The 24199-nt window shown below is 53.7% G+C and carries 27 protein-coding genes; 12 read left to right on the top strand and 15 right to left on the bottom strand.

What is annotated here, in order from left to right; all coding sequences use genetic code 11:
* The first annotated feature begins 10 nt into the window (after positions 1-10).
* From ACZ51B_RS03550 to ACZ51B_RS03540, 3 genes are read left to right on the top strand one after another with little or no spacing between them, the layout of a single operon-like run.
* Entirely contained in the window at positions 11-574 is a 564-nt protein-coding gene (locus ACZ51B_RS03550; protein WP_464295857.1) for a PilW family protein, read from the top strand.
* The gene (locus ACZ51B_RS03545) at positions 571-2481 is read left to right on the top strand and encodes a hypothetical protein (protein WP_464295856.1); all 1911 of its coding nucleotides are present in this window, start codon (positions 571-573) and stop codon (positions 2479-2481) included. The genes ACZ51B_RS03550 and ACZ51B_RS03545 overlap by 4 nt, the downstream gene beginning before the upstream one ends.
* Positions 2478-2915 carry a hypothetical protein gene (locus ACZ51B_RS03540; protein WP_464295855.1) on the top strand — a complete coding sequence of 146 codons (438 nt, stop codon included), beginning with the start codon at positions 2478-2480 and terminating at the stop codon, positions 2913-2915. The genes ACZ51B_RS03545 and ACZ51B_RS03540 overlap by 4 nt, the downstream gene beginning before the upstream one ends.
* Here ACZ51B_RS03540 and ACZ51B_RS03535 read toward each other — a convergent pair.
* Complete coding sequence (locus tag ACZ51B_RS03535; RefSeq protein ID WP_464295854.1) at positions 2906-3364, bottom strand: response regulator; 459 nt, start codon at positions 3362-3364, stop codon at positions 2906-2908. The two genes, ACZ51B_RS03540 and ACZ51B_RS03535, sit on opposite strands and share 10 nt — an antisense overlap.
* A 196-nt stretch (positions 3365-3560) precedes the next feature.
* Between ACZ51B_RS03535 and trpB the strand changes: the two genes are divergently transcribed.
* Entirely contained in the window at positions 3561-4742 is a 1182-nt protein-coding gene (trpB, locus tag ACZ51B_RS03530) for a tryptophan synthase subunit beta (protein ID WP_464295853.1), read from the top strand.
* Between the two features lie 15 nt (positions 4743-4757).
* On the opposite strand, the gene ACZ51B_RS03525 is transcribed toward trpB, so the two are convergent.
* From ACZ51B_RS03525 to ACZ51B_RS03515, 3 genes are all read right to left on the bottom strand, one after another.
* Positions 4758-5420 (bottom strand): SdpI family protein, encoded by a 663-nt coding sequence (locus ACZ51B_RS03525; RefSeq protein ID WP_464295852.1) that lies wholly within the window; start codon positions 5418-5420, stop codon positions 4758-4760.
* Positions 5417-5701: an autorepressor SdpR family transcription factor gene (locus ACZ51B_RS03520; RefSeq protein WP_464295851.1), complete on the bottom strand. Its 285-nt coding sequence runs from the start codon at positions 5699-5701 to the stop codon at positions 5417-5419. The genes ACZ51B_RS03525 and ACZ51B_RS03520 overlap by 4 nt, the downstream gene beginning before the upstream one ends.
* Before the next feature lie 73 nt (positions 5702-5774).
* Entirely contained in the window at positions 5775-6695 is a 921-nt protein-coding gene (locus tag ACZ51B_RS03515) for a helix-turn-helix domain-containing protein (RefSeq protein WP_464295850.1), read from the bottom strand.
* An 84-nt stretch (positions 6696-6779) separates the two neighbouring features.
* Between ACZ51B_RS03515 and ACZ51B_RS03510 the strand changes: the two genes are divergently transcribed.
* Positions 6780-7793 (top strand): aspartate-semialdehyde dehydrogenase, encoded by a 1014-nt coding sequence (locus ACZ51B_RS03510; RefSeq protein ID WP_464295849.1) that lies wholly within the window; start codon positions 6780-6782, stop codon positions 7791-7793.
* Here the strand turns inward: ACZ51B_RS03510 and ACZ51B_RS03505 are convergent.
* The 3 genes from ACZ51B_RS03505 to ACZ51B_RS03495 form a co-directional block, all read right to left on the bottom strand.
* The gene (locus ACZ51B_RS03505) at positions 7790-8515 is read right to left on the bottom strand and encodes a hypothetical protein (protein WP_464295848.1); all 726 of its coding nucleotides are present in this window, start codon (positions 8513-8515) and stop codon (positions 7790-7792) included. The genes ACZ51B_RS03510 and ACZ51B_RS03505 overlap by 4 nt on opposite strands.
* Positions 8516-8814: 299 nt before the next feature.
* Positions 8815-9789 (bottom strand): hypothetical protein, encoded by a 975-nt coding sequence (locus tag ACZ51B_RS03500; RefSeq protein WP_464295847.1) that lies wholly within the window; start codon positions 9787-9789, stop codon positions 8815-8817.
* A 92-nt stretch (positions 9790-9881) separates the two neighbouring features.
* Positions 9882-10355 carry a hypothetical protein gene (locus ACZ51B_RS03495; protein ID WP_464295846.1) on the bottom strand — a complete coding sequence of 158 codons (474 nt, stop codon included), beginning with the start codon at positions 10353-10355 and terminating at the stop codon, positions 9882-9884.
* Between the two features lie 409 nt (positions 10356-10764).
* On the opposite strand from ACZ51B_RS03495, the gene aat reads away from it, so the two are divergent.
* The 3 genes from aat to ACZ51B_RS03480 are packed head-to-tail and all read left to right on the top strand — an operon-like array spanning position 10765 to position 12513.
* Positions 10765-11355, top strand: coding sequence for a leucyl/phenylalanyl-tRNA--protein transferase (aat, locus tag ACZ51B_RS03490; RefSeq protein WP_464295845.1), 591 nt, complete (start codon positions 10765-10767; stop codon positions 11353-11355).
* Positions 11352-12002, top strand: a complete 651-nt coding sequence (locus ACZ51B_RS03485) for a hypothetical protein (RefSeq protein WP_464295844.1) — start codon at positions 11352-11354, stop codon at positions 12000-12002. Before aat ends, ACZ51B_RS03485 begins: the two co-directional genes overlap by 4 nt.
* On the top strand, positions 11986-12513 hold the full coding sequence (locus ACZ51B_RS03480; protein ID WP_464295843.1) for a hypothetical protein: 528 nt from the start codon (positions 11986-11988) through the stop codon (positions 12511-12513). Before ACZ51B_RS03485 ends, ACZ51B_RS03480 begins: the two co-directional genes overlap by 17 nt.
* Here ACZ51B_RS03480 and ACZ51B_RS03475 read toward each other — a convergent pair.
* A complete protein-coding gene (locus tag ACZ51B_RS03475) occupies positions 12498-14123 on the bottom strand; it encodes an alpha/beta hydrolase family protein (RefSeq protein WP_464295842.1) in 1626 nt (541 codons plus the stop codon). The genes ACZ51B_RS03480 and ACZ51B_RS03475 overlap by 16 nt on opposite strands.
* A 52-nt stretch (positions 14124-14175) precedes the next feature.
* On the opposite strand from ACZ51B_RS03475, the gene ispH reads away from it, so the two are divergent.
* Complete coding sequence (gene ispH, locus ACZ51B_RS03470) at positions 14176-15123, top strand: 4-hydroxy-3-methylbut-2-enyl diphosphate reductase (RefSeq protein ID WP_464295841.1); 948 nt, start codon at positions 14176-14178, stop codon at positions 15121-15123.
* 41 nt (positions 15124-15164) lie between these two features.
* On the opposite strand, the gene ACZ51B_RS03465 is transcribed toward ispH, so the two are convergent.
* The 3 genes from ACZ51B_RS03465 to ACZ51B_RS03455 all read right to left on the bottom strand — a co-directional run bounded on the left by ACZ51B_RS03465 (position 15165) and on the right by ACZ51B_RS03455 (position 18553).
* Positions 15165-16052, bottom strand: coding sequence for a prepilin-type N-terminal cleavage/methylation domain-containing protein (locus tag ACZ51B_RS03465; protein WP_464295840.1), 888 nt, complete (start codon positions 16050-16052; stop codon positions 15165-15167).
* A 93-nt stretch (positions 16053-16145) separates the two neighbouring features.
* Positions 16146-17612 (bottom strand): proteasome accessory factor PafA2 family protein, encoded by a 1467-nt coding sequence (locus ACZ51B_RS03460; RefSeq protein ID WP_464295839.1) that lies wholly within the window; start codon positions 17610-17612, stop codon positions 16146-16148.
* 44 nt (positions 17613-17656) lie between these two features.
* The gene (locus ACZ51B_RS03455; RefSeq protein WP_464295838.1) at positions 17657-18553 is read right to left on the bottom strand and encodes an AraC family transcriptional regulator; all 897 of its coding nucleotides are present in this window, start codon (positions 18551-18553) and stop codon (positions 17657-17659) included.
* 88 nt (positions 18554-18641) lie between these two features.
* Between ACZ51B_RS03455 and ACZ51B_RS03450 the strand changes: the two genes are divergently transcribed.
* The 3 genes from ACZ51B_RS03450 (at position 18642) to ACZ51B_RS03440 (ending at position 21342) form a co-directional block, all read left to right on the top strand.
* Positions 18642-19433 carry a phytanoyl-CoA dioxygenase family protein gene (locus tag ACZ51B_RS03450; RefSeq protein ID WP_464295837.1) on the top strand — a complete coding sequence of 264 codons (792 nt, stop codon included), beginning with the start codon at positions 18642-18644 and terminating at the stop codon, positions 19431-19433.
* A gap of 83 nt (positions 19434-19516) precedes the next feature.
* On the top strand, positions 19517-20335 hold the full coding sequence (locus tag ACZ51B_RS03445) for an acetyl-CoA carboxylase carboxyltransferase subunit beta (protein ID WP_464295836.1): 819 nt from the start codon (positions 19517-19519) through the stop codon (positions 20333-20335).
* Positions 20336-20367: 32 nt separating this feature from the next.
* Positions 20368-21342 (top strand): acetyl-CoA carboxylase carboxyltransferase subunit alpha, encoded by a 975-nt coding sequence (locus ACZ51B_RS03440; RefSeq protein ID WP_464295835.1) that lies wholly within the window; start codon positions 20368-20370, stop codon positions 21340-21342.
* Here the strand turns inward: ACZ51B_RS03440 and ACZ51B_RS03435 are convergent.
* Genes ACZ51B_RS03435 through ACZ51B_RS03420 form a run of 4 tightly spaced genes read right to left on the bottom strand, consistent with a single transcriptional unit; the run spans position 21329 to position 24193 of the window.
* Entirely contained in the window at positions 21329-21880 is a 552-nt protein-coding gene (locus tag ACZ51B_RS03435; RefSeq protein ID WP_464295834.1) for a phosphatase PAP2 family protein, read from the bottom strand. The two genes, ACZ51B_RS03440 and ACZ51B_RS03435, sit on opposite strands and share 14 nt — an antisense overlap.
* A gap of 22 nt (positions 21881-21902) precedes the next feature.
* On the bottom strand, positions 21903-22820 hold the full coding sequence (locus tag ACZ51B_RS03430) for an anti-sigma factor family protein (RefSeq protein WP_464295833.1): 918 nt from the start codon (positions 22818-22820) through the stop codon (positions 21903-21905).
* Entirely contained in the window at positions 22820-23353 is a 534-nt protein-coding gene (locus ACZ51B_RS03425) for an RNA polymerase sigma factor (protein WP_464295832.1), read from the bottom strand. Before ACZ51B_RS03425 ends, ACZ51B_RS03430 begins: the two co-directional genes overlap by 1 nt.
* A 60-nt stretch (positions 23354-23413) precedes the next feature.
* Positions 23414-24193, bottom strand: coding sequence for an SGNH/GDSL hydrolase family protein (locus tag ACZ51B_RS03420; protein WP_464295831.1), 780 nt, complete (start codon positions 24191-24193; stop codon positions 23414-23416).
* Positions 24194-24199: the final 6 nt, after the last annotated feature.

Below are 24199 nucleotides of genomic sequence, written 5' to 3'. Positions count from 1 at the left end.
GATGAAGACTATGTCCAGAAGAGTTCGCGGTGTAACCCTTGTAGAAGTCCTAGTGGCATCTGCCATGACCTCAATGACGCTGCTCGTATCACTCAGCATCTTCTTGGTGGGAATGTCCAACTGGTATCGAGGCCAAGGACGAATCAATGCAGAATCAAGCTCCCAGTTGGCCGTCCGCAAGATTGCCCGAGAGCTACGCGAAGCCATGAGCGTAACGGTAGACGGAGACGGCATGGGCCTGTCCTACCGACTCCCACAAACGGACAGTTCCGGAGCCTACGTCATGCCCATCACATGGGACGGCATCTCACGTCGCATCGAAATGCGCAACAACGCCATCCAGAGAGTCACGGGATCAGCCGCGACCATCTTCTGCGACGGCGTGATCACAACAGACCCTCTCTCTGCCAATGGGACCGCCTCCTACAAGCTCTTCCAGCCCGGAACCGGTTCCATCACGCGCTCAATCACAGCAATGGTCGTGACCCAAAAAGCCTCCTACCGTACGGATAAGGTCACCAGCCGAAGTCGAGAAACGATCTATCTCAGAAATATCCCGGAGTTGACTAAATGAAACCTACACATCGAAAACGCATCAGAGGCCGTTTTCGCCGTGGTGCTGCTCTCATCTCGGCCTTCGTGGTAATGTCGCTGCTCGCAGTCGGATCGGCAAGCTATATCAGTTCATCAACAGCCGCCATGCGACAAGCTGACCGGCAAGCGCGCGAAATTCAAGCAACCCACCTATGCGAAGCAGGTATCCAGTCAGTGCTCAGATCGCTCTGGAGACCCTTCAAAACGTCACAGAACTTCACCAGCTTCGATGCCGCCACAGCAGGTGCAAGCGCAAGCTCACCCAAAAACGCACTGGGTGACGCACTGCCCGGTGTAGGACGTTTCTCTGCCGGAGTCATCTCAGTCACGGCACCCGATGGCTACTCCAGAGTCGTCACCATCCGATGCGTTGGATGGATTGACAGCAACGGCAACGGACAAATCGACGCTGGCGAGGCCAAGAAAACGGTTGATGTCTCAGCCACCTATCAACTCGCACGCAGCCAAGTATTCGACTACGCCTACTTCGTCAACAACTACGGTTGGATGGACGGCTTCGGAGTCAACGACCTCATTGTCAACGGCGACATGCGCGCTAACGGAAACTTCAACTTCACCAACGGCTCGCCCACGGTCAACGGCTCCGTTTTTGCCTGTCTCAATGAAAAGCTCAGCTCACCCGCAGCGGGCCTTCTCAACACCCCACCCGTAAAATGGGACCAATCGACTTACGCCGCGAACGCCGCAGCAACCAACAGCGGAAACGCCGACAACGAGAACCGGTGGCGGCAATCCTATAACGCAGCCACCTACGGCGCTCAAGGCACCTCCATGTATGAGACCTGGCGCGACCTCGTGTTCGAGTCAACAGGCAATATCTCCAACAACCGCCTCTCGGGTGCCGTCGTAGGCGATTCCAGCGGCACCAGTTCTTGGAACCGAACCGCAGTCGGAAACACAGCCACCAAGACCATTCTCGACTCAAACCCAACGCAAGAGGTCATCATGCCCGACCTCAGCAACCTGTCCTACTACCAAAACCTCAGTAGCACATACGTCGATTCAAAGCGAAACTACGCAGACGGCACTGCAAATCCAAACTACGGAACAGGTGCGTACATCCAGGTGTGGAACACAACAACAAACTCCTACCAAACCCTCACAACCAATGGCAACATCTCAGGCTCTGCGGTGATGGTAGGAACGGCCGCACACCCGATCATCATCCATGGTCCGGTCACCGTCTCGCAAGACATCCTCATCAAGGGCACCATCAAAGGCCAAGGCACGATCTACACCGGTCGCAATGTCCACGTCGTTGGCTCGATCGTCTATCAAAACAAGCCCAACTTCAAAGGATCGAACCCGACAACCATCGATAACGCAAACGAGAAGGCAGACCTTCTCGCACTGGCTGCCCGTGGCTCCGTAATCATGGGCAAAACCACCGACTTCACGGACTCCAGCCCGCTCAACTACATGACGCCGCCTTTTACCAAGGGCCGCTACGATGAAAACGGTAACTGGATCCCACCATTCAACGCGAAGGAAGTCGACTCAACAGGACGCATGCGCTACCAGACGGTCCTCCCAGACTCCACCATGAACAGCGTGGCCGAGGGTGTCACCCAACTCGATGCAGTCCTCTACACCAACTTCCTCGGAGGAGGAAACGTCGGTGTAGGTGGCAGCGGTATCAAATTCAACGGCTCCATCATCAGTAAGGACGAAGCAATGGTTGCCTACTCACTCCCGATGCGCATGAACTACGATTCACGCATCCGAGAAAGGACGCTGACCTCGCAGCCACTCATCGACATTCAACTTCCACGAAGCCCAGTCATGTTGAGAAGCGCGTGGAAAGACCAAGGATTTGTATATGGTGTGGGCGATACGCTCCCATCAACAGGAACTGCACGCACATGAAAAAAATCTGGGTTATCCTCACAATCGCAACGTTGGCTGCACTCAGTCCTGCTCCCATTATCGACAGGGCAGCAGCGGGTAAAGACCTTCCTGTACATTCCCAGCAGCAATACGCCCAAGAGCAGAGCCTGAACGGAAGACAAGGTGTGGTCGGAGCAGTCCCGACAAAGACCGACGAGTCAGGCTTTAACGTGGAGTCTACACGTAACGACGGCGACGCAAAGGACAACGTGGCAGCCGCTCAAAACGTGAGCGCGGTCAACGATCTCAAGCAAGAAGAAGTTGAACTCAAAGGCGAAACCAAGTCAGGCATTGGCAACTGGCTGATGCCCATCTTTTTCGTCGCAGTAGGGTTCTTAAGCGTGTTCGGATTCCGAATGTGGATCGACAAACAGGTCCCGATGCCTCGCGAACGACGGAAGGCTCAGTGGTAGCGAGTCTCTGACCGATCCGTTGCCACGTTTCTGAACAACCAGTACTTGACAATCTCTTCGATGCTCTCAAGAAACAGCATGAAGTCCACCTCTTTGCGGACATAGCTGTTCACACCATTTTGATAGCACGCAAGAATATCGGAGCTCTCATCGGAGGAAGTCAACACCACGATGGGAACTCCCACAAGCTTGTCTACTCCGCGAACTTTTTTCAGAACCTCAAATCCATTTAGCTTAGGGATCTTAAGGTCTAAGAGTACGAGGTCCGGTAAATTTACTGTGGATTCTCCGTTGGGAACCAGTCGTTGGAGAGCCTCGTTACCGTCCCGCGCCACAGTGACTAATATGTTGGGGTCCACACGCGACAACGCCCGCAGAGCCAATTCTTCGTCGTCGGGATTATCTTCAACGAGCAGCACATGCCGTTCTTTGTCTGCACGAGAAGCCATTCACTTAGTCTAGACTCTCGCGAACCTTAAAAAGAAGATCCGAAGGTCTAATTGCACTCATCTCTTGCTAAAGTGATAGCAACTACTGACTACGTGCGCAATATTATTGCTTTCAATAAGATCGATACTCCCTTTTAGGGAGGGAATCCACGGATTTGAGCGAGATGTGCCTCGATTGCCGTAGAATCTAGAGGCTATGCAGACGAAACCAGACCTCAAAGGCAGATTCGGCGACTACGGTGGTCGATACGTGCCAGAAACCCTTATCCCGGCACTCGACCAGTTGGACAAGGAATTCGAGGCTGCATGGCAAGATCCAGCCTTCCTGGAAGAGTTCCGCTACTACCTCGCCGAGTATGTAGGGCGCCCCACACCCCTCACCGAGGCGAAGCGACTAAGCGAAGAAACCGGCCTGCACGTGGTCATCAAGAGGGAAGACCTCAACCATACAGGTGCACACAAGATTAACAACGCCCTCGGCCAGTGCCTACTCGCCAAGCGAATGGGCAAGAAGCGAATCATCGCCGAGACAGGAGCCGGCCAGCACGGAGTAGCAACCGCAACGGTATGCGCCCTCTTCGGCCTTGAGTGCGAAGTCTATATGGGCGTGGACGACACCGTCCGACAACAGCTCAACGTCTTCCGCATGAAGCTTCTCGGAGCGAAGGTAAACCCTGTCTCCTCCGGCACCCGAACCCTCAAAGACGCCCTCAACGAAGCCATGAGAGACTGGGTCACCAACGTGGCCGATACCCACTACATCATCGGTACAGCCGCTGGCCCCCACCCCTACCCATACATGGTCCGAGAGTTCCAAAGAGTCATCGGAGACGAAGCCCGAGCTCAATATCTCGAACGCTACGGCCGCCTGCCCGATGAATGCATCGCCTGCGTTGGCGGAGGATCCAACGCAATCGGATTCTTCACAGGCTTTGTGAACGACACAGAAGTAAAGCTCCTGGGCGTAGAAGCAGGCGGGCGCGGCCTAGATACCACGGAACACGCAGCACCTCTCTCAGCGGGCACTCCAGGCGTCCTGCACGGCTCATACAGCTACCTCATGCAGGATGAGCACGGACAAGTCATGGGAACCCACTCTGTGTCGGCGGGCCTCGATTACCCTGGCGTCGGAGCTGAACACTCCTACCTCAAGGATATCGGACGAGCGAACTACACAGCCGTAACCGACGACGCAGCCCTCGAAGCACTTCAATGGCTTGCCAGAAAAGAAGGCCTCATCCCGGCCTTTGAAAGCGCCCACGCCTTTGCGCCGCTTCTAGAGAAGGGAAGGTACGCACCCGGTACCCGAATCTTGGTGAATCTCAGCGGTCGAGGCGACAAAGACATGGAGTCTGCCGCCCGTATCCTCAAACTGTAAGGTGCATGTGGGGCTCTACTGAGGAGCCCCATTCATCTCATCCGGCTCTAACTTCCTGTAAAGCACGTAGCTGTGTACAACAGGCGTAAGAGCGATAACAAACAACAGCAGGATAAGCGCCACCATAGGAACGCCAACCAGCCCCAAAAGCGCTCCCACAATCCCGCCCACAAACCACAGCCTGCCCGCCGCCCGATGCGTAGCATGCCAAACCTTCTCGCTGCTCAGAGTCCAAGGTGTCCGAACCCCCATATAGTAGTTCTGCTTCACCTTGCCAATCACATTGCCCAGTAGCGCAAAGAAAATGAACATCACAGGCATGGTCAGTCTCTTGATCTCCATCTCAGAGCCGCTCGATCCCCGCATGATGATCACATGTAGGGCGGCCATCATCAGCGAAACCAACACCATCACATAGCCATAGGTCGATTCAAAACTCTCGATCTTAAACTTCTTGGGAGAGATCTTGGGCAGCAGCAATGTAAACCCTATGTTGAAAACAAGCACGAGAGGCATGATCACCACGGATTCCCACTTGCTCCCATACCGATCTGGCTTCCCATTGATGCCCCAGTGCACCGGCACCACGTCAGGCATCCTGCTCGCGATCACAACGGAATAGATCACAAGCCCAAGCAGAATCGCAAACTGAACAATAATCGATTTTCGTAGACTCATTTTTCTTGCTCCACAGAGCCGAACATGTCCATGAACACGGTGATCAAGTCCTGCACCACCGTCGTGTTAAGCGAATAAAGGATCTGCTGCCCCTCGCGTCGGCCAGAAATGAGACCACCCTGCTTGAGAACCCCAAAGTGGTGAGACATCGAAGGCGCGCTAATGTCGAACTGCGCGCTGATCTCGCCAGCAGTCATCTCCTTGTCTCCGAGCATCCGCAAGATCTTCCTACGTGTAGGGTCTGCGAGAGCCTTAAATACTTCGTCGTTCAATATAGACATTTAGCCAACAATCTAAATAATACAACACAAATGGAAACGAGATAGGAAACAAGCCCTATCTCGCTAATAATTGCTATTCGCCAAAATCAATGGCGTCAGGAACGGAGCGGAGCTCACTCGGAACAAGCCCCAAATACTCCTTAACCGATTCTCGTAAGCCCTGGGTGGTTCCAAACCCACATGTGCTCGCAACAAGATCAACTGCGTTATCGGTCGTAACCAACTGCTCAACAGCCGACTCCGTCCGACATCGATCCACATACTCGTGGAATCCGTACCCAACAAGATTCTTGAAAACACGACTGAAGTGGAACGGCGAATATCCAGCCATATCAGCCGCATCCTTAAGAGGCCAAGGGTGCGCCGGGTTCGATCGAACCTTGGCAATCAAGTCCTTAATGGTCTCAGGGAGATCCATCGGCACCGACGCCAACTGAACCTGATCCCCACCACTCACCAACTTGGAGCAAACCTCGTACAGGAACGACACAACCAACGGCTCCATCATCTCTGCCGGACCAGAAATGGCCTTGTCAAAGCGATCGTAAGCGTCCTTAAAATAAGGATCAATCGGACGGCAAGCAATCGAGCGTGGAGGATTAACCGATCGATTCCCGAACTTAATCTGGATCCAGTTCTCCATCAACTGCGTTGCCGGCGTTGGCCAAGTCAGGAGAATCGAATGGTGCTCACCGCGAGCGCACTGCACAATCAGTTTGGACGTGCGTAAGTACGTAATGCTTCGTGGCGGAATCAGGACAAGCTTGCCTTGTGGCGCTGTCCTGGCAAGGATGGTCCCTTTAAGGTTGATGACGAGACCGTTAACACCCTGCGGCACCACGCAATATCCAGTAGCTGTTTTATTAACACTTCCTGTGATATTTTCGAGCCGTACATAGGCCATGCCTGTGCTTTCAGCCCGCTTGAGCGCGGTGGCGGAGGCTGCACAATCAAAATTGAGCTCAATCTGTGGTTCGTTTCCCTCGGATCGCACGCTTTTTCGCCTCCTCAGGCGTTGACTATACAACAATGCATAGGGGTTTTGCGGAAAGTGTCTCTCACCGGGTACACCCTACATGTGAAAAAAGATTTGCACGTTGCGATTGTAGGCGCAACGGGAGCGGTCGGAAATGAGTTTCTTCGACTGTTTGAAGAGCGTAATTTCCCTGTTGGATCATTAAGACTCCTTGCGAGTTCCCGATCTGTTGGCAAGACTGCAACATTTAAAAACCAATCCTTCACGATTGAGGAGGCCACCCCAGAGTCCTTCGAAGGTGTGGATGTTGCGTTTTTCAGCGCAGGAGCCACACGGTCTCGAACTCTTGCCCCGGCTGCCATAGCCGCGGGAGCCTTAGTCGTAGACAATTCTAGCGCGTTTCGCATGGATACGGGTGTTCCTCTTGTAGTTCCTGAAATAAATGCGGATGCCATCACTGATTCTCAAAGATTAATTGCAGTCCCTAACTGTACAGCGATCATCCTCTGCATGGCAATTGCCCCCTTACGAAAGCTAGGATCAATTAAAAGACTCATCGTATCAACGTACCAGAGTGCGAGCGGTGGCGGTGCAGCCGTGATGAACGAATTGGAAGAACAAACACGTGCTGTCCTTGCAGGTGACAAAGCAACTCCATCTGTTCTGCCACACCCTTACGCTTTCAACCTCTTCAGCCACAACACTCCCATCGGAGAAGGCGGCTACAACGAAGAAGAGCTCAAGGTAATGGAAGAGACCAAGAAAATTCTTGGGATGCCCGATCTCAAGATCAACGTCACGTGCGTCCGGGTCCCTGTTCTACGAGCCCACTCCGAGTCAGTCACCATCGAGTTCGACGGTCCAGCACCAAGCGAAGATGCAGTGCGAGCAGCCCTCACCGGCATCGATGGCGTCAGAGTCGTGGATGATCGACAGAAAAACCACTTTCCAATGCCCCTAGAAGCAAGTGGTCAAGGAGACGTCCTAGTAGGTCGAATCCGTCAAGACAAATCCGACCCCAACTCCATCTGCATGTTCATCGCAGGCGACCAACTCCTCAAAGGCGCCGCCCTAAACGCCGTCCAGATCGCCGAAACAGTCCTCGCCAGAGGCTAATTTCGGAACTTAGGAATCCGTGGGCTACGCCGCAACGCGTAGCCCAAAGACTCAGTTAAGGTCACTCCAAAGATTCCATTAATTTCCGAGTCTTTCAGCTTCTCGTGCTGGAACAACCGGGTCAGCACGTCTAATGACCGAACGGCTGCACCACGTAGAGCAATAAAAATTGTGAGTGCAAGAACAAGGCACCAAGGAACGAAAGGATAGGACCCTCGCCAAAGCGTCATCACAAGCCCTACGCCAGACCCAAAAATCGATAGATCCATTGCCCCCAACAATAACCAAGGCTTTACAAACGCTTCTGGATGCGGCGTCGAAGGGAAGTAAAACGGACTGTTGTCACGAGGGAAGTAACCACGTCTAGGCCAGTTGCTGAACTCATTTTCAAGTCCATTGACGGGGTATTCAATATCTCTTCCATCGGAGTTAATCGATTCATACGGCCAAAGGGCGATATCAAACTTATTCCCGTCGATCTCCGCGCTGAACGCGTAATCACACAGCGCAGCCAGGGGGACATAATGCCCGCGTTGGTTCCTCTTCTTAATGATCGCTGAAGTCTCGGATTGCTCCAGGCTAAACGAAGTCCTAAGCCCCTCAAAGTGAATCCATCCACCCTCAAAGGTAACAAAACCGTCGTCAGAGCCATAAAAAAGTGTTCCAGCCCAAATCTCAATCTCCACAGGAAGCTGGGGCCGCGACCCAGAAATCTCTGCCACGTTTCCCAGTTCTTTTCTTCTTATACATCTTGGGGTTTTCATGAAGTGAACAGGGAGAAAGACCAAGGGAAAGACGAGTGACCTTGCCGAAATAAAGAAAAGGGACGCAATTCCCGCTGCAACCAAAAGCGGCCACATTCGAAGCGGTCGCTCTCGGGCGAGTCGTAAGGTGCACCAAAAAGGGCTGTAGCGAGTCCCCGGATGAAGCTCCCACCGCCCCATCACATGCTGAGGCAACCGAGAGTCAGCTTCGCTTCTTGTGGGTGCGTCCGTAGTGAATCTATGCATAGCCTCGTCCCTTACCCAGGCGCCTTCAACTGCGCCCGATCCTTCCGACGCCTCCAAGCCGTAACGCCGATCCACAACATATCCAACACGTCAGGATGACGAATATCCAAAGGATCTGCTTCATCCTTCATCCGCTCCAAAGCCTGTACCTGGAACAAACCCATCCCGCGAACATAAACCCCCGCCACAAACATGATCAAAGCAACAAGGTAAGTCCAAGGTGTCACCGCCATAAACTGATCGCAAGTAAATAAAAACACCAGAGAAAGGAATGAAAGGAAGGTGCCAAAGTTCACACCAAGCCAAGCTTGGTCAACCATAACCGGTGACGGATCCTTCGGCGGATACACACAGATATCGCCGCCCCGAGGCTGAGGGCGATCAATCCACTCCAAGAGCACCTCGCGAAATCTCGCCGTCAACCCGGTCTCAACCAGCTCCTCGTTCTTGATCGCATTGTATGACCAAACTGTAACTTGAAACCGTTGATCATCGTCGCTAGATTCAAATATAAAGGCGTTGGACTTAGAGAGTTTCTCGTGGCTATCGAGAGGCTGCACCCCCAATCCACCATGCCTCAAACTGAAAGAGGTGCGAGCACCCTCAAAGTGAAGCCAGCCATCTACAAAGGAAAGAACACCTTCATCGTGGCCGTATTTGATGAGCGCACGGCGACCACGAGCTAAACGAACGTAGACAGGAAATTGCGTTGGAGGACGAGGCAAGTCCATCAATCTGGTCACACGTCCCCGAGCTGAGGCTCGCACTCCTCCAGAGAAGATAGGCAAAACGGCAAAAAACAAAAAGGTCTGGTGAGTGAAGTAGGCAATAGCCACAAAGACAGGAATTGCCAACGCCATCCCAAAGTACGGCCCCAACACCCAATCACGAATCCCAGCTAACAGAGCAGAGCGCTTGTCCTCAGGCAGTTCTTTCCACTCTGCGTACCGTGTATCCGCCACCCTCTGGGCATCAATCTGCCTCATCGTGCCCTCTTCTTAGCAAGCCTGTCCAGATTCCTGACGCCTGAGAGTCCTCGGGAGGCAAGAAACGCCCCAATAACTAATCCCCAAAAACCTTAAAACGACCCATACATCGCCGACACCCAAGTCAAGATCACCGCGCCCGTCGTCGCGATCACCACGGCTATCGCAACCAACCACGGCAACACGTAGGCATCCGGGTGAGGTCGAGTAGGGAAGAGAATCGATCTACCCTCTGGGGCATCTTCACTCGTACGCGGCCAAAGCCCCACGATGCGTCGTAACTCACTGTCAGGATACGAGAATCTATTGCTACCAACCTGCAAAGCGTGAATCAGCCAAACATCGACGGCGAAGTCCCGCGAATCGATCTCCTTAGAAAACGAATAGGGTGCCTCCGAGGGATTCGTATTACGCCTATCGGGCCAATAGTTTGAAGCGCATAGCTCGCACTGCTTCATGGCAAACGACGTCTGAAGCCCCTCAAAATAGACCCACCCATCGACAAACGTCATCAGACCCCGATCTTTCCCGTAGCGAGTCTTACCTTGCCGAAAAACGACACGCACCGCGAACTGATTCTCCAGCCGAGGCACATCGGCGATACTCTGAACAGATCGAGGTGCGTACGGTGTTCACCTTTTCGCCGCCGCCTATTCCACAAAAGGAACGTTAAAACAGTCACAGCGATGGGTAACTGCAACTCGTGATTCAAGAAGAGGCTCCCGATGAACAATGGGATTAGGAGCGAAACGACAGTAGCGACCAAATAGTCCGACAGCAAATAGCACTCAAAAGGTGTATACGACCGCTTAGGGTCAAGCTGCCAACCCGCTTCCTCCGGAACTTGAGCGACCTTCTCCGTTCGAATATTTGAGATCTGGTTCACATCAAACTCCGAAGATATTAAACACGCAAACTCAACAACACGTTTCACCTTCCCGCTAAACTAAAGCCGCATTCTTAATGCGGCAACCTATGAACGGCGAAGAACTCACCCCCTGGCTCATCCGCTACGCCTATGAACGCGGGGCGTTTCCAATGACCATGGAAGACGGCAAAGTCGAGTGGTTCCAACCCTATCACCGGACGCTTTTCCCAATCACGGGCATCCACGTAAGCCGATCCCTCGCCAAAACCCTCAAGAAAGGCAAGTTCGAAATCCGCTTCGACACCGCGTTCGAACAAGTCATGAACGGCTGTCTTCGCCCCGGCGATAACTGGATCAGCGACCACTTCATCCGTGTCTACACCCAAATCCACCTCGACGGTTGGGGCCACTGCAGCGAGTGCTGGCTCGATGGCGAACTGGTCGGCGGAGTCTACGGAATCGCCCTTGGTTCATGCTTTTGTGCAGAATCTATGTTCCACACCGCAACCGATGCCTCCAAAGTCGCGTTATGGGCATTAGTGAACCACTGTAGAGAACTCGGATTCACCATCTTCGACGCCCAACTCATGAACCCCCACCTCGAATCGCTCGGAGCATTTGAAGTCCCACATAAGGAATATATGCGGATGCTGGAGAGGGCCCTAAAGGACACGACGGAGTGGAGCGTGACAGCTTGATAAGAATCGTCTCAAGAAACTGGAAAAAGAAGCCCCAATTTACTTGGAGTGCTACCAAGCCGTTGGAGACGATCTGGCCGGATCCCGCTGGTAACGAAGAGATCTACCCGAGGAGGCGAAAGAAAGACTTCAGTCCAGAACACCCGTGCGCTGACGCTACCTACTTGCAGCTCAAAGATATCCAAATGACATTTACTGCATGTGTAGCAGACGGGGCGTCTCGCTCAGTTGAGGCGCTCCTTCGAATAGCCGACCAACAACTCGATTTTCGCGAAAAAGAACATACGACTCTTATCCTGATTGCTGCCGCGTTGCTAACTCTGCATCGAGCAATGTTTTATTTCGTATTGAGGGGTGAACTCGTCCGGGAGTGGCTAACCCTGGTCGGTTTGGGACTCGTATTACTAGTCGTATCATTCCATCCAAGTTTTAGGCGGCTGAGAGAAAAGCTCAATCCAAAGGATGAAACAATTCCAGACATCGAAACGATGCTATGCGAGAGCCTATCCCAGATTCTACAGGCTCGACCGGATGTCACTTTCAAGCTAAATCGCCGATCCCGATACCTTGTGAAGAGACTAGGCAAGAATCATCCAGACTTTACGGAAACCGCGGTAAGAATCCTCAACAATGCAATCTCAACTTAACCCTGAACAAGACGGCACCGGAGGTGGATACGGTAAGTTCCCAGGCATCCCCGTCGCCCAAATCGTCGAGACCTTCCAAACCGCCCTCGATGACGCATCCATGCGCTCCGTCTCCCTAGTCCTACGCATCACCCGAGAGCAGATCGAAGCCCGAGGCCACCTAGGCTCCTACCGATGGATGGCAGGCGTCGCAGGAGTCATCCTCGTCGTCGCCCTACCCCTATCGTTCATCCTCAAAGGCCCAATAGCAGACGGAGCACAAAAGACCGCAGGCGCCGGAGCCATCGCCTGTCTCGCCCTCTCAGCAGGCATCTACAGCACCCGTCACGCCACAGCAAACGCCATGGCCCAAGAGCAAGAGATCCGGAGACTCGCCATCGAAGCTCTAACCCAAATCGTTGCCTCAGAGGGCTTCAAACCCAAACCCCTCAACAACGATCAGCACCGAATCCTACAAGAACTCCTCAAGAAGACCAAGTGCCAAGACCCCGCCCTTCACGCCTTGCTCTGAACCGGCCATCCCATATATCGAGCATTCGGTTGGATCAAAAGCTCCTGATCACTCCGCAAAATATCCAACCAATTCTCATAAACATGATCGACCTCAATCTCTAACCCCGGCCGATAGCTCACCAAGAAGTTGGCAGCCATCGAACAGACCGGCCCACTCGCCACCACCCGAGCAAGCGGTGCCTCATCATCCTTCCCACCCACCAAATTGCGCACCGAAGCAATCAGCGTAGTCAGCCCATCCGCATTCAACCCAGTCGTTTCCCACCCAGAAGGGATCCCCGGCGCAGACAAGTGGATCAACTGAGCCACAACCTCCGGAACAGACAGCCCCAGAGCAAAGCACAGATCCTGCTGAATGCTCTCAAAATCAAAGTCCGAATCCGAAATCCGAAACTCCGCTCCCTCAAAAGCAAACTCAACCTTCCCATACTTCGCCCAAGGCGCCAGCCGACCGTGAGCGTCATAAGGCTCCGGATAAGGCTGTAGCAGAGCCTCCGCCAGCAGGCTATCCATCGAAACCGACTGCCGATCCCAAGTCGGAGTCACTAACATATCCTCCCGCTCGGCAGGCTCCGTATAGCCCACAGCCGGGTTATGCTTGCCGTCAGTCAAAGGCAGTTTCTCAGGCACATAAGTCCGCCGAGGTTGCCCCTGCAAGTGCTCGCAGAAGAACGCCAAAACCCCCTCGCGCATCCGCCGGTTGTAGTCGTGCTCCCCCTCCACAACCTCAAACCGAACAAGCTCCTCCTGCCGATGGTGCTTATAAATCGACTTCAACTTCTGAAAACTCTTCTCACATGCCGCCAGGGGATACTCCAAATCCTCGCTCGCACACACGATCATCACCGGGGAAGGTGCCCGCAAAGCCAGCAAGTCCGACCGATCTCCCAACGCCATCTGACCCGGTATCCGCAACCCACTCACCGGAGCCGTCTCCAAACTAGCCGCCCAACACACAACAGCCGCACAACCAATCCGCTCATCCAACGCAAACGCCACAGCAGAAACCAGCGCCCCATCGTCCTCGCCCGTAATCCCAACCTTCGTCAGATCCACCCGGGCGTCCCCTTGCAAAGCATCCAGCCCCCGGATCAAATCCCACGCGTAAACCCCCGCCACCGAAGACCCCATATGTAGCCAAGCGTTATCCTGCCGACCAAGAACCGCCCGCTCATCCAACACCGTATCCTCAGGCGGCTGACCAGGTGAGTCAACAACCAGCACAGCAAACCCAGCCAGCGCCAACCCAATCGCCGAAGCCTGCACCAACGGCTCCATCTTCTTGCCAACCCACTGCCCGTGAGGCCGCAAAATCAACGGAAACGGCCCCGCGCCCTCCGGACAATAGAGATGAGCCGTCACCAACAATCCAGGCCGCGACTCATAGCTCAACCCCTCCACCGAGTACCCCGGTTTCTGAAGCAACAACCTCGATTGCAAGTTCAAATCCGGGTGCGGAGGCAATGGCTCCAGCCCCAGCGACTTCATCAGAACAGACCGATCCGCCTCGACCCGTTGCCGATGATGATCCGGCGATCCAGCGCTCCTCCGGTTGGCTAAGTCTCGGATCCGTGCTAGCAAAAGTTGGTTGATCGCCTCAGAGTTCATGGCATTTCTATCCGTTCCTTGGGCAGTGTATTCAACAACGGTACAATTAGACGTGGATCGTATCGTTTTGGCAGCACCGCGGGGCTTCTGCGCCGGAGTTTCCTACGCCATCGAAGTGGTCAGTCTCGCACTGAAAATTCATGGAGCACCTATCTATGTGCGCCACGCAATCGTTCACAACGAGTGGGTCGTCAAGAGCTTCGAGAGCCAAGGCGTGATCTTCGTGGAAGACATCGAAGCCATCCCAGAAGGTGGAGTCGTCGTCTACTCCGCCCACGGCGTCTCCCCAGAGATCCGCACCCAGTCCAAACAACGCGGACTCACCATCATCGACGCCACCTGCCCGCTCGTCACAAAGGTCCACAACGAAGCCAAGCACTTCGCCGCCAAAGGCTATCTCATGATCTACATCGGCCACAAAGGCCACGTAGAAGCCGAAGGCACCATGGGAGAGGCACCCGACCGCATGATCCTGGTCGAGACCCCTGAAGAAGCAGAGCAACTCGTCCTTCCACCCCACGAAAAGCTCGCCATCCTCACGCAAACCACCCTCAGCGTAGAAGAAGTACGCGCAACCATGGCCGTCCTCCACCGACGTTTCCCACACATCGAAACGCCAGGCAAGGAAGACATCTGCTACGCCACCACAAACCGCCAGCTCGCCATAAGAGAACTGGCAGCCCAATGCGATCTAGTCCTCATCGTAGGCTCCACCACCTCCTCAAACTCCAACCGCCTAAGAGAAGTCGCGGAAACACTAGGTGTCGAAAGCCACCTACTCATGACCCCTGATCAAGTCCATCCCAACTGGAAAACCGACTACAAATCTATCGGCATCTCCAGCGGAGCCTCCACCCCCGAGCAACTGGTAGAAGACATCATCGGAGAACTCCTCCAGGGCCGCTCAGACGTCCCCGTAACCGTCCTAGAGACAGTCAAAGAAGACATGAGCTTCAAACCCTCCCGCGACCTCATCCAACTCGCTTTAGCGAAGGGCTAAACGCAAAAGTGCCGCGCAAAAGCGCGGCACCACAAAGAAGATTAGTTAGTCTTCTGGAAGTCAGGTCGGAACGCAACCGGATAGCAGTCCGAGGCAGTCTGAGCAGACTTGGTAGGAGTTCCGTCTGCAAGGTAGTTTGTCCAAGGATCAAGCTGCTGGTTGTTACCAGTCGGTGAAGCACCCAGCTGGCGGAACTTAGCATGACCGTCAGCAAATGCCCAGTTCTCGCCTTTACCAAAGCACCAAGCGGTTTCCTGGATGTTAGTCCCAAGCCCACCGTAGCTACCGTCGCCGGTGCAAGTGGTCGACGCGTTAAAAACGCAAGGCGTGTTGCTGTCACAACCAAGCCAAGGGTTCGAATAGTTCCATCCCTTATTAGCAGCCTGACCAAATCCAGGCCACCACATAGGCACGTCGGTTGGAGAGTTAAGCCCAGTCGCTGAGAATGCGTTCAACAGGCCGTTATAGGTGTAGCTAATAGCCTTGGGAGCAACGCCGGTCTTCGATGTATATCCGTTGTTGTAAAGCGTCTGATTAGCAACTTCCTTCGAAGCGCCAGGCATCAGGAACATGTCAAGATTCTTGGTGTAAGGCTGAGTGCTGTTGACCGGTTGGCTAACCGCAGCATAAACACGCGAATCAGTGTCGGGGGCAGTGGACCAGTCCGCTGGAACCAAGATTCTAGAGTTGTACTTCCACTTTCCAGTAGGAGATGACAGACCGCACTGAAGAGGGAACTGGTCGTCCACATCGCCCTGATACATCACGGTACTAAGGCCAATCTGCTTCAAGTTGGAGAGATCAGCAGTCTTCTTGGCTGCAAGCTTAGCCTGCGCAAACACAGGGAAAAGGATAGCCGCGAGGATCGCAATGATCGCGATGACAACCAAAAGTTCGATAAGGGTAAATGCAAGTCGGTTTCGTTTCATTTATTGGGTAAGACCTACCTTCTTAACATTTTTCAACACAGATGTGTTAAGAACCGAGGCCTTACCAGAATGTGGGCCAAAACATGCCTCCCATCAAGGCGAAACGTTCTCGTAAGTATCAAATGGATCCGGCATCTCCACATACGTGTGCCGGTCCAACGCCACCCCGTTCCAATCAAACATATAGAACCGAGCATTCTTCTTCTGAAGAACCTGCTCCACCAACTTGGACCGACCCTTAGCACGCGTATTCTGGGGCGGATCTGTCATCGCCATCACAATGTCCAAATCGTCCAACATCCGCTTGGTATTCCCCATCTGCTGCCAAGCGTGGAACAAACTGCTCTCAGGGTTGATGTTGTGATACTCCAAGTCCACCGACTGCAAGGCGTCATCGCCCCACTCCAACCCCTCCTCGCTCATGTACTGCTCAACAATCTGCCGCTTTGCTACCCAGTCAACACGGTCCCCAAGAGCCATCGGGTCAGATTCTAAACCATCCAAAATAGACGCCCAGTTATCCAAAATCCAGTCGGTCTGCTGACTCTCGCCCCGGTAAGCCTGAGCAATCTCCAAATACTTCCGCTGAAGATCAACTGCCCGAATCGTCGATCCATCCGACATGGTCACAACCCACTGGTAGCTCTCATCCCGTGAAACATCACGCAGAGCCTGCAATGGATGCTCTAACATGAAGCTCTCGGGAACCAAGAAGTCCTCCAGCATCCGGATCACTAACAACGTCGTACCAACTTTCAGCGCATACGCATACTCGTTCTGATTCGACTCGCCAAACAGCAAGTGCAACCGAGTCATCCCATTGTGCGAGTAGAAATGTTCCCACTTAGGATTGATCAAAGCACGGTTAAACCGAACCCGAGACGCAATGGTCTTGACAATATGATCCGCGCGCTGACTCAACTGGAACTTCACGCGCTCATCAGGAAACACGGAATACATCTGCGAAACCCAAATGAAGTCAACCGGGTTTTCCATCACCTCTTGATAGGATGGCTTCTTCCCGTCAGTAGATAAGATGTGCCCACCAACACGCCCCACCCCAGCAAAGATCTGCCGAGTAACCAAGAACGGATAGAACATGTGAACGGAGATGTTCAAGAAGTCATCATCCGCCCTCACCAGATAGTTCTCATGGCACCCAAATGTATGACCACCAAAATGGTCCACGGAGTTGTTGTAGATGCTCACCGCATCGTCCAACCCTAACTCCTTAATCGCCCGAACAATCTGCCGCTGTCCCGCCCGGTCGTTCGCCACCAAATCCTTAAGATCAATGCACTCGGCAGTCGCATACTCCAAGTGAGACCCCACGGCATCAATGTAAAGCCGTGCCCCGTTCATCAAGAACCCACCCGACTGGGCAGGCTCAAACACGTCGTCACGAGCATGCAGGTCAAGCGCACCCAACCGCAACTCGTAGAAAAGGTAGTCCTTAATAACCTCTACTGCCGCCTCGGGAGACCCAAGAGCTTCGTCCGAAACCAGACAGCCGAACTCCGTCTCAACTCCAAAAATGCGATCACCCGGATTACGCGCCATATGTTTGTTAGTCTACGTTTCTTGAACGCACTTGTTCAGGGGATTTAAGAGTTTGTATCTGGCTCGTCCACAATCTCGGTCGTCATCCGTGTATTTCGACTCAAACTGCCAGGCACGTAGGTCGCCTGAAACCGCTTCGGCGTCGTTCCAAAAGCAATACGAAACGCCCGCGTGAACTGACTCGGATCATGGATCCCCATCGACTCCGAAACCTCACGCACGTTGTATCCCATCAAAAGCCGATGCGCAGCCGCCAACATGCGCCGCTCCTGAATAATGTCCTTGACACCCTTGCCCAAGTGAAGCTCAAATCGCCTCAGCAAACTCCGAGGAGAAAGATGAACATGATCCGCCACATCCCGCACGGAAATCGCCTGAGAAATATTCGCGTGAATGTACTCCAGAGCGCGCACCACATCATTAGGCACAGGAGCGTCAACCGGCTGCTCATTGCTCGATTCAAGCGTCAAGCACTCCATCGCCTCCAAAGTAAACAACGTCACCAAACTCGACTGAGCCAACTGGTTCAGCCCACGCGATCGAGCTTCATTAGCCAAAAGCGTTGTGTAAGGAACCAACCGAGACGCATCTCGTGCCAACAAGCGATGCCCCGCGAGAAAAGAAGACAAAACGCGGTCAGCAGTTCCTTCAATCTCCCGATTGGCAAGCGGCTTGATCGAAAACGATACAAAGAAGATGACTAGATCCCGAGTCTCAAAAGAACTGATCTCGTGAAGCACCCTTGGGTCCGACACAAAAACATCGTTTGGCTGCAACTGGAAATCTTCACCGCCATGCGTGAACCGCCCAGTCCCCGAAGTAACAATGCTGATCTCATAAAAGTCGTGCTCATGACGAGAGTTCGTGGGCTCGTGCTCAAAGTGGCAGAAACCACCAAGCCCAATATTGACGACGTAGGCGTGCGACTCCGTGAGTAACATAGATGTCCGTTTTTATCAAGATACTGGCGGTTTATTTAGTTGGAGAATGCCAATCGAGTAGCTCATTATGTCTACAACAGAGTTGATTATGACAAGTGTTTTGCACAATGATAGCGCATCGAAAATCCATAGCGAATTTTCCGAAAACGGTTACTACATCGCAAAGGCTGTCTTCTCCCCAGAAGAAGTAAAAGAGCTCGAACAAGACTTCAATCGAATCGTCAATCAGATCACCAGCACCCAGGAAGTCACCAATGCGCGCTGGTCAGGGCCAGAAATGGACCGCATCGGCGCGAGCAACACCGTCGTAACCCACACGCATAACGTGCAGATGTATTCAGCAGCCTGGCACCGAGCGCTCATGAACGACAAATTCCTCGACATCGCCGAAGCGATCCTCGGACCAGACATCGTCCTCCACCACACCAAACTCTTCCAAAAGCCGTCCGAAATAGGCGCGCCGTTCCCCATGCACCAAGACTGGAACTACTTCCCAACCATCAAAGACACCATGATGGCGGGCATCATCCACGTCAGCCCAGCCACCGATGAGATGGGCTGCCTCCGCGTCTACCCTGGAACCCACAAACTCGGCCGCGTGGCCGGAACCCACGGCGCAGCCGAATCAGAGCTGCTCGCCCAATACCCACTCGAAGGAGCAACCCCATTGGAAGCCGAACCAGGAGACGTAGTCTTCTTCCACTACTTCACCATCCACGGCTCCATGCCAAACCGCTCAAACGCCACCAGAAAGACGGTCCTGGTCCAATTGCACTCCGGTGACGACCGAGTGGAAGACGGAATTCAACACCCCAACGAACGCCTCGTCCTACGCGGTTGGAACCATCACATCACCCGAAACTCGGCAAATGCCGACTAAAAATAGAGTCTGGGACGGCTGCGTTTTGAGCAAAACGTCAAATTTGCCGTCCCTAAAAGCCCCTACGCGGTATCCTTCTCATCTTGAGCAAACGTGAGCCGAACCGAACGGAAAACTTCTTGCAGTGCGCCGGCTGCAAAAAAATCGTGTTTTCTGTCGATTTCGAGCAGAACTTGCGGGTCTGTCCTTACTGCGGACACCATAGCCGCCTGCCCGCCCGTCTGCGTATCGATTTAACTTTCGACCCAGGGACATTTGAAGAGCTGGACGCCGATCTCAGATCGCTCGACCCCCTCACTTTTCCCGAATACGACCAGAAGCTACAGGCTGCCATCTCCAAATCTGATGCGCACGATTCCATGCTAAGTGGATTCGCTCAGATCGATGGCCTCCTCACTTCCGTCGCCGTAGCCGACTTCAGCTTCATGGGCGGATCCATGGGCTCCGTAGCAGGCGAGAAAGTCACACGAACACTGGAAAGAGCAGTAGAAATGAACTGCCCAGCCATCGTGTTCTGTGCCTCAGGAGGCGCGCGAATGCAGGAAGGTCTCCTGTCGCTCATGCAGATGGCAAAAACCACGGCAGCAGCACAGCGAGCAAGCAAAGCAGGCGTCCCCTACATCGCAGTCTTCACAGACCCAACGATGGCAGGAGTCCTTGCAAGCTATGCCAGCATCGCCGACGTCATCATTGCAGAACCCAAAGCACTCATCGGCTTCGCCGGTGCACGCGTAAGTAAGCAAGCTGGCGTCAGCCGAGTTCCAGACAATTTTCAGAGTGCAGAGTGGGTCTACTCACACGGAATGCTCGATCGCATCGTTCCGCGTAAGGAGATGCGCTCGACCCTTTCTACCCTGGTTAAGACCCTCGGCCACGGAGCACGCTCCAAGGCCGCCCTCTAACCAACCTTAATCGGAGAGACTTAAAAAGGCATATGGCTAACAATCACGACGGGTGGGAAGAACCTTTAAGAATCCTCGAAGAGGGCATTGATAAGCTCAAGGAGCGGATCAAAAAAGAGTCCGACCCATCAAAGCGAGCAGGCCTTGAAGACAAGGTCATCGAGTTTGAGAAGAAACGCGACGAATACATCGAAGTCGTCTACTCAAACCTCGGCCCCTGGGAGCGAGTGCTGGTCGCAAGAGCCAAACTCCGTCCCTACACCCTAGACTACGTTCAAGCGCTCTTCAGCAACTTCGTAGAACTAGACGGCGACCGCCGTGGCTACCAAGACCACGCCATCGTCGGTGGCCCTGCCATCTTCGAAGGTCAGCCAGTGATGATCGTCGGTCACCAAAAAGGCCGTAACATCCAAGATCGTCAATATCGAAACTTCGGAATGGCCAAGCCCGAGGGCTACCGAAAAGCCATCCGGCTCTTCGACATGGCGGAGCGGTTCCGCCTCCCAGTCATCACCTTCGTAGACACCCCCGCCGCAGACCCAGGCGTAGAAAGCGAATCCAGAGGAATCGCTGAAGCCATCGCAGCAGGAATGTTCAAGATGTTCGAGCTCACCGTCCCAAGCATCACTGTCGTCATCGGCGAAGGTGGCTCAGGCGGAGCGCTTGGTATCGCAGCCAGCAGCCGAATCCTCATGCTAGAGCACTCGGTCTACTCGGTCATCCCACCCGAAGGCTGTGCAGCCATTCTATGGCGACAACCCGAGCGAGCAGCCGACGCGTCCAAGGCGCTGAAACTCACCGCGCAAGACGCCCTCCAACTCGGCCTCATCGATGAAATCATCGAAGAACCAAAAGGCGGCGCACATCGAGACCTAGCCGAAGTCACAACCAGCGTTCGAGAAGCTCTGGTAAGACACCTCGACGAACTAAGCATCCAAACGCCAGAAGAAATCCAGTCACGCCGCTACGAAAAATTCCGCGACATGGGCGTCTTCACGACGATTTGACCTTAACCGAAGCGTTCCTCTGAAACAGCCAGTAGATGAGGGCGCTTCCCATCATTCCAAAACACGCACCCGCCATGGCATCCGTAGGCCAGTGAACGCCGCGATACACTCGGCTAACCCCCACCAGAGCCGCCCAAACCATCGCCAAAGGCCCAACCCACCGATACCGCGTGTTCCAAGTAAACAGCAAGATCATCGTCGCAACCGCAAACGACGTCGTGGTGTGCCCACTAGGAAAACTCTCCGAATGGAAATCTTCCAGCACATACGCGACACTCAAATTGCTGGGCCGATCGCGAAAAGTAGTCTTCTTCACCGCCTGAGCCAGTAGAAGCCCTGTCACCGGAATCGTCACCATCAAAGCGATGGCCAGCTTCTTAGTCTCTTCCTTTCGCAGTAGAAGCGCACTCAGAAGAAACTGAACCTGCCCCAAACCCGAATAGCTCAACGCCCAGAAGATCGGCGTCAGCAGGGAAGAGTGCCAGCCCACATTAATCGCCCGAAAGGTGTTCAGGTCGAAGTCATAGAGCCACTGCACGGTTAGATCCTACCTGCGCAGATTAACGCTTGTAGAAGATCACCTTCAACAATTGCTGATTAGGTTTCAACGTCAGCACTAAAGACTCAGTTGCCATCGCCGTCGTTTCCTTATCGTAAATCTCCTGGGCACTGGGCGACAACTGCGGTTCCCACCCCTCTTCTTTGAGCGAATTTCGGTCGATCTCTAAATCGTCGACAGACCGTTTGACCACACTGTCTTGACCCAGTGCAGCAAGACGCCCGGCGATTCGACTCCGCTCCTGAGCACTGACCCCATAAAATGCGACCACATACCCATCCAAGGTAGTCACCTTCAAGGGCTGAACCCCAAGAGAACCACTCGCCTTCTTGGCAAATTCGAGGCTACGTACCTCCACCAAGTCTACATATTTCACGCTGACTGTGTCCGGCCCATAGAAGTCCTGAGCCCCAGAAACGCTCGCAGACTCCTGTGAGCGTTTTGCAGGCAAGCCAAAAGTCTCGGTACTCCTTGCCTTCGCAGTGGCCCTCTCAGACTTCATTTCCATAACAGAGTCAGCAGACGGCGCAGTTGCACTCTTACTCGCCGAAGCAACCTCACGCTCCACAGAATCCGGCCGAAACGCCGCAGTCTTCGCAGCCATCTTCGCCTGACTAAACACAGGGAAAATAATCGCCCCAACAATCACAACGGAAGCTGTAGCAAGAGACAAGCCCCAAGCGAACCCGAGATTTCCAAACACCCAGTTCCCACGACGCTTCTGGAGGGCCTTCAGCGTATCGCCCAGACCCTCCACAGGAATCTCGGCGTGATGCCGCAGAGAGGAAGAGATCGCTTGATACAACTCAGCTTCAGAAGCTAACTCAGGGTCAGCCGCAAGCGCCGCCTCCATCTCCCGCATCTCTTCCTGAGAGAGCTCGGCATCCAAAAATGCCTTAAGGTTTTCGCGAGGATCCATCACCCCTGCACCTCCCCAACAACGAGATCGGCGGGGAACAACATCTTTCTCAAATTAATAAACGCATGGTGCAGCCGACTCTTCACCGTCCCGACAGGGACCCCAAGAACAACAGCCGCCTCCTCGTAAGTTAACCCCTCAACCTCATGAAGCCAAACAGCCTCACGGTGCTCTTCACTCAACCGACTCATCGCCTGAGAAAGAGCCTCCCGATCCACAATCTTAGATTCAGATGCAGTCTTGGGGTGCTCCAATTCAACATCAAGTGAACAGACTTCCATGCGGTTCTTTCTCTCGATGCGTCGACACTCGTTGAGCGCAATCCCAATGAGCCAAGTGTTCAAACTGGATTCGCCGCGGAACCCCGAAATGGACTTCTGAGCACTCAGAAAAGTCTCCTGAGCCGCATCCGCAGCCCGATCAACCCCTATCCTACGCGCACAAAACCGATACACCCCATCGTAATGATCGCGGGCTATCTGCTCCATATCCCACCCTTTCGGGTTTCCGGCACTACTCCGTGCTAAACGCATCTTGTTGTAGGCATAGGTGACCGACCGGACTTAAACCGTTCAAAGAACTTTCAAAAACTTCTAGTGAGCGTTCTGTACAGCCTCTTGGACCTTCGCCCGAGCCTCCGGACTCACACCCAACCCACTCAAAATCGTGTGAGCCATCACCTGATTCCCAGCGCCATTCATGTGCACACCGTCACTGGTAAGCAAGTTGTTCCGCCCACCCGTCACGCGCTGATAATCCGAAATCAAAGTCTTAAACGGCTTCTGAAAGTCGATGAACAACGCATGGTGCTTCTTCGCAATGTCCCGCAACGCAGCATTGTACTTCACCAACCGCTGATTCGGAGAACTCTTCAAATCCTCGTAAATCACCGTCGTCGAAAGCATCACCACACGAATCTTAGCCGCCTCAGCCTGGCTCACCATCGCTTCGACATTCTTGATATAAGCCTCAAGCGGCACCCGACGAGGCCCATCCCCCGAAGGAATCGGCGCGTAGCCATGGTCAAAGTCCGTATAGCCGTGCCAAACGTCGTTCACACCCACACTAATCGTCACAAGGTCAGGCTTCTTGTCCAAAACATCCCGTTTGAACCTGGCTAACATGTCGTTCGACTTATGCCCACCAATCCCAGAGTTCAAAACCTCAAACCCCTGCTCAGGATAGATGTTCTTCAAATAAGTGCGAAGTAGCCAAACATAGCCGCCTTTCGACTCACCACCCTGAGTGATGCTGTCCCCAAGGCAAACAATGCGCTTGACACCCTGCAGAGATGCCGGAAGAGGCTCGCCAGTCTGGGCAACAGCCCCGGCAGCGATGACGGAGAGAAGAGTAGTGGTAAGAATCATTTTCATTTCAGT

This window comes from Fimbriimonas sp. LA-C6 (genome assembly GCF_055398105.1).
Note: the sequence above shows the minus strand (reverse complement) of the source record. Positions and strands in the feature narration are given on the sequence as shown.

Bases quoted from the DNA above. Each gene is read 5' to 3' on its own strand.
- ACZ51B_RS03460 (WP_464295839.1), bottom strand. From the start codon at position 17,612: ATGGCGCGTAATCCGGGTGATCGCATTTTTGGAGTTGAGACGGAGTTC.
- ACZ51B_RS03450 (WP_464295837.1), top strand. From the start codon at position 18,642: ATGACAAGTGTTTTGCACAATGATAGCGCATCGAAAATCCATAGCGAA.
- ACZ51B_RS03550 (WP_464295857.1), top strand. From the start codon at position 11: ATGTCCAGAAGAGTTCGCGGTGTAACCCTTGTAGAAGTCCTAGTGGCA.
- ACZ51B_RS03430 (WP_464295833.1), bottom strand. From the start codon at position 22,820: ATGGATCCTCGCGAAAACCTTAAGGCATTTTTGGATGCCGAGCTCTCT.
- ACZ51B_RS03420 (WP_464295831.1), bottom strand. From the start codon at position 24,193: ATGAAAATGATTCTTACCACTACTCTTCTCTCCGTCATCGCTGCCGGG.
- ACZ51B_RS03440 (WP_464295835.1), top strand. From the start codon at position 20,368: ATGGCTAACAATCACGACGGGTGGGAAGAACCTTTAAGAATCCTCGAA.
- ACZ51B_RS03525 (WP_464295852.1), bottom strand. From the start codon at position 5,420: ATGAGTCTACGAAAATCGATTATTGTTCAGTTTGCGATTCTGCTTGGG.
- ACZ51B_RS03455 (WP_464295838.1), bottom strand. From the start codon at position 18,553: ATGTTACTCACGGAGTCGCACGCCTACGTCGTCAATATTGGGCTTGGT.
- ACZ51B_RS03540 (WP_464295855.1), top strand. From the start codon at position 2,478: ATGAAAAAAATCTGGGTTATCCTCACAATCGCAACGTTGGCTGCACTC.
- ACZ51B_RS03475 (WP_464295842.1), bottom strand. From the start codon at position 14,123: ATGAACTCTGAGGCGATCAACCAACTTTTGCTAGCACGGATCCGAGAC.
- ACZ51B_RS03425 (WP_464295832.1), bottom strand. From the start codon at position 23,353: ATGCGTTTAGCACGGAGTAGTGCCGGAAACCCGAAAGGGTGGGATATG.
- ACZ51B_RS03520 (WP_464295851.1), bottom strand. From the start codon at position 5,701: ATGTCTATATTGAACGACGAAGTATTTAAGGCTCTCGCAGACCCTACA.
- aat (WP_464295845.1), top strand. From the start codon at position 10,765: ATGAACGGCGAAGAACTCACCCCCTGGCTCATCCGCTACGCCTATGAA.
- ACZ51B_RS03545 (WP_464295856.1), top strand. From the start codon at position 571: ATGAAACCTACACATCGAAAACGCATCAGAGGCCGTTTTCGCCGTGGT.
- ACZ51B_RS03535 (WP_464295854.1), bottom strand. From the start codon at position 3,364: ATGGCTTCTCGTGCAGACAAAGAACGGCATGTGCTGCTCGTTGAAGAT.
- ACZ51B_RS03500 (WP_464295847.1), bottom strand. From the start codon at position 9,789: ATGAGGCAGATTGATGCCCAGAGGGTGGCGGATACACGGTACGCAGAG.
- ACZ51B_RS03465 (WP_464295840.1), bottom strand. From the start codon at position 16,052: ATGAAACGAAACCGACTTGCATTTACCCTTATCGAACTTTTGGTTGTC.
- ACZ51B_RS03480 (WP_464295843.1), top strand. From the start codon at position 11,986: ATGCAATCTCAACTTAACCCTGAACAAGACGGCACCGGAGGTGGATAC.
- trpB (WP_464295853.1), top strand. From the start codon at position 3,561: ATGCAGACGAAACCAGACCTCAAAGGCAGATTCGGCGACTACGGTGGT.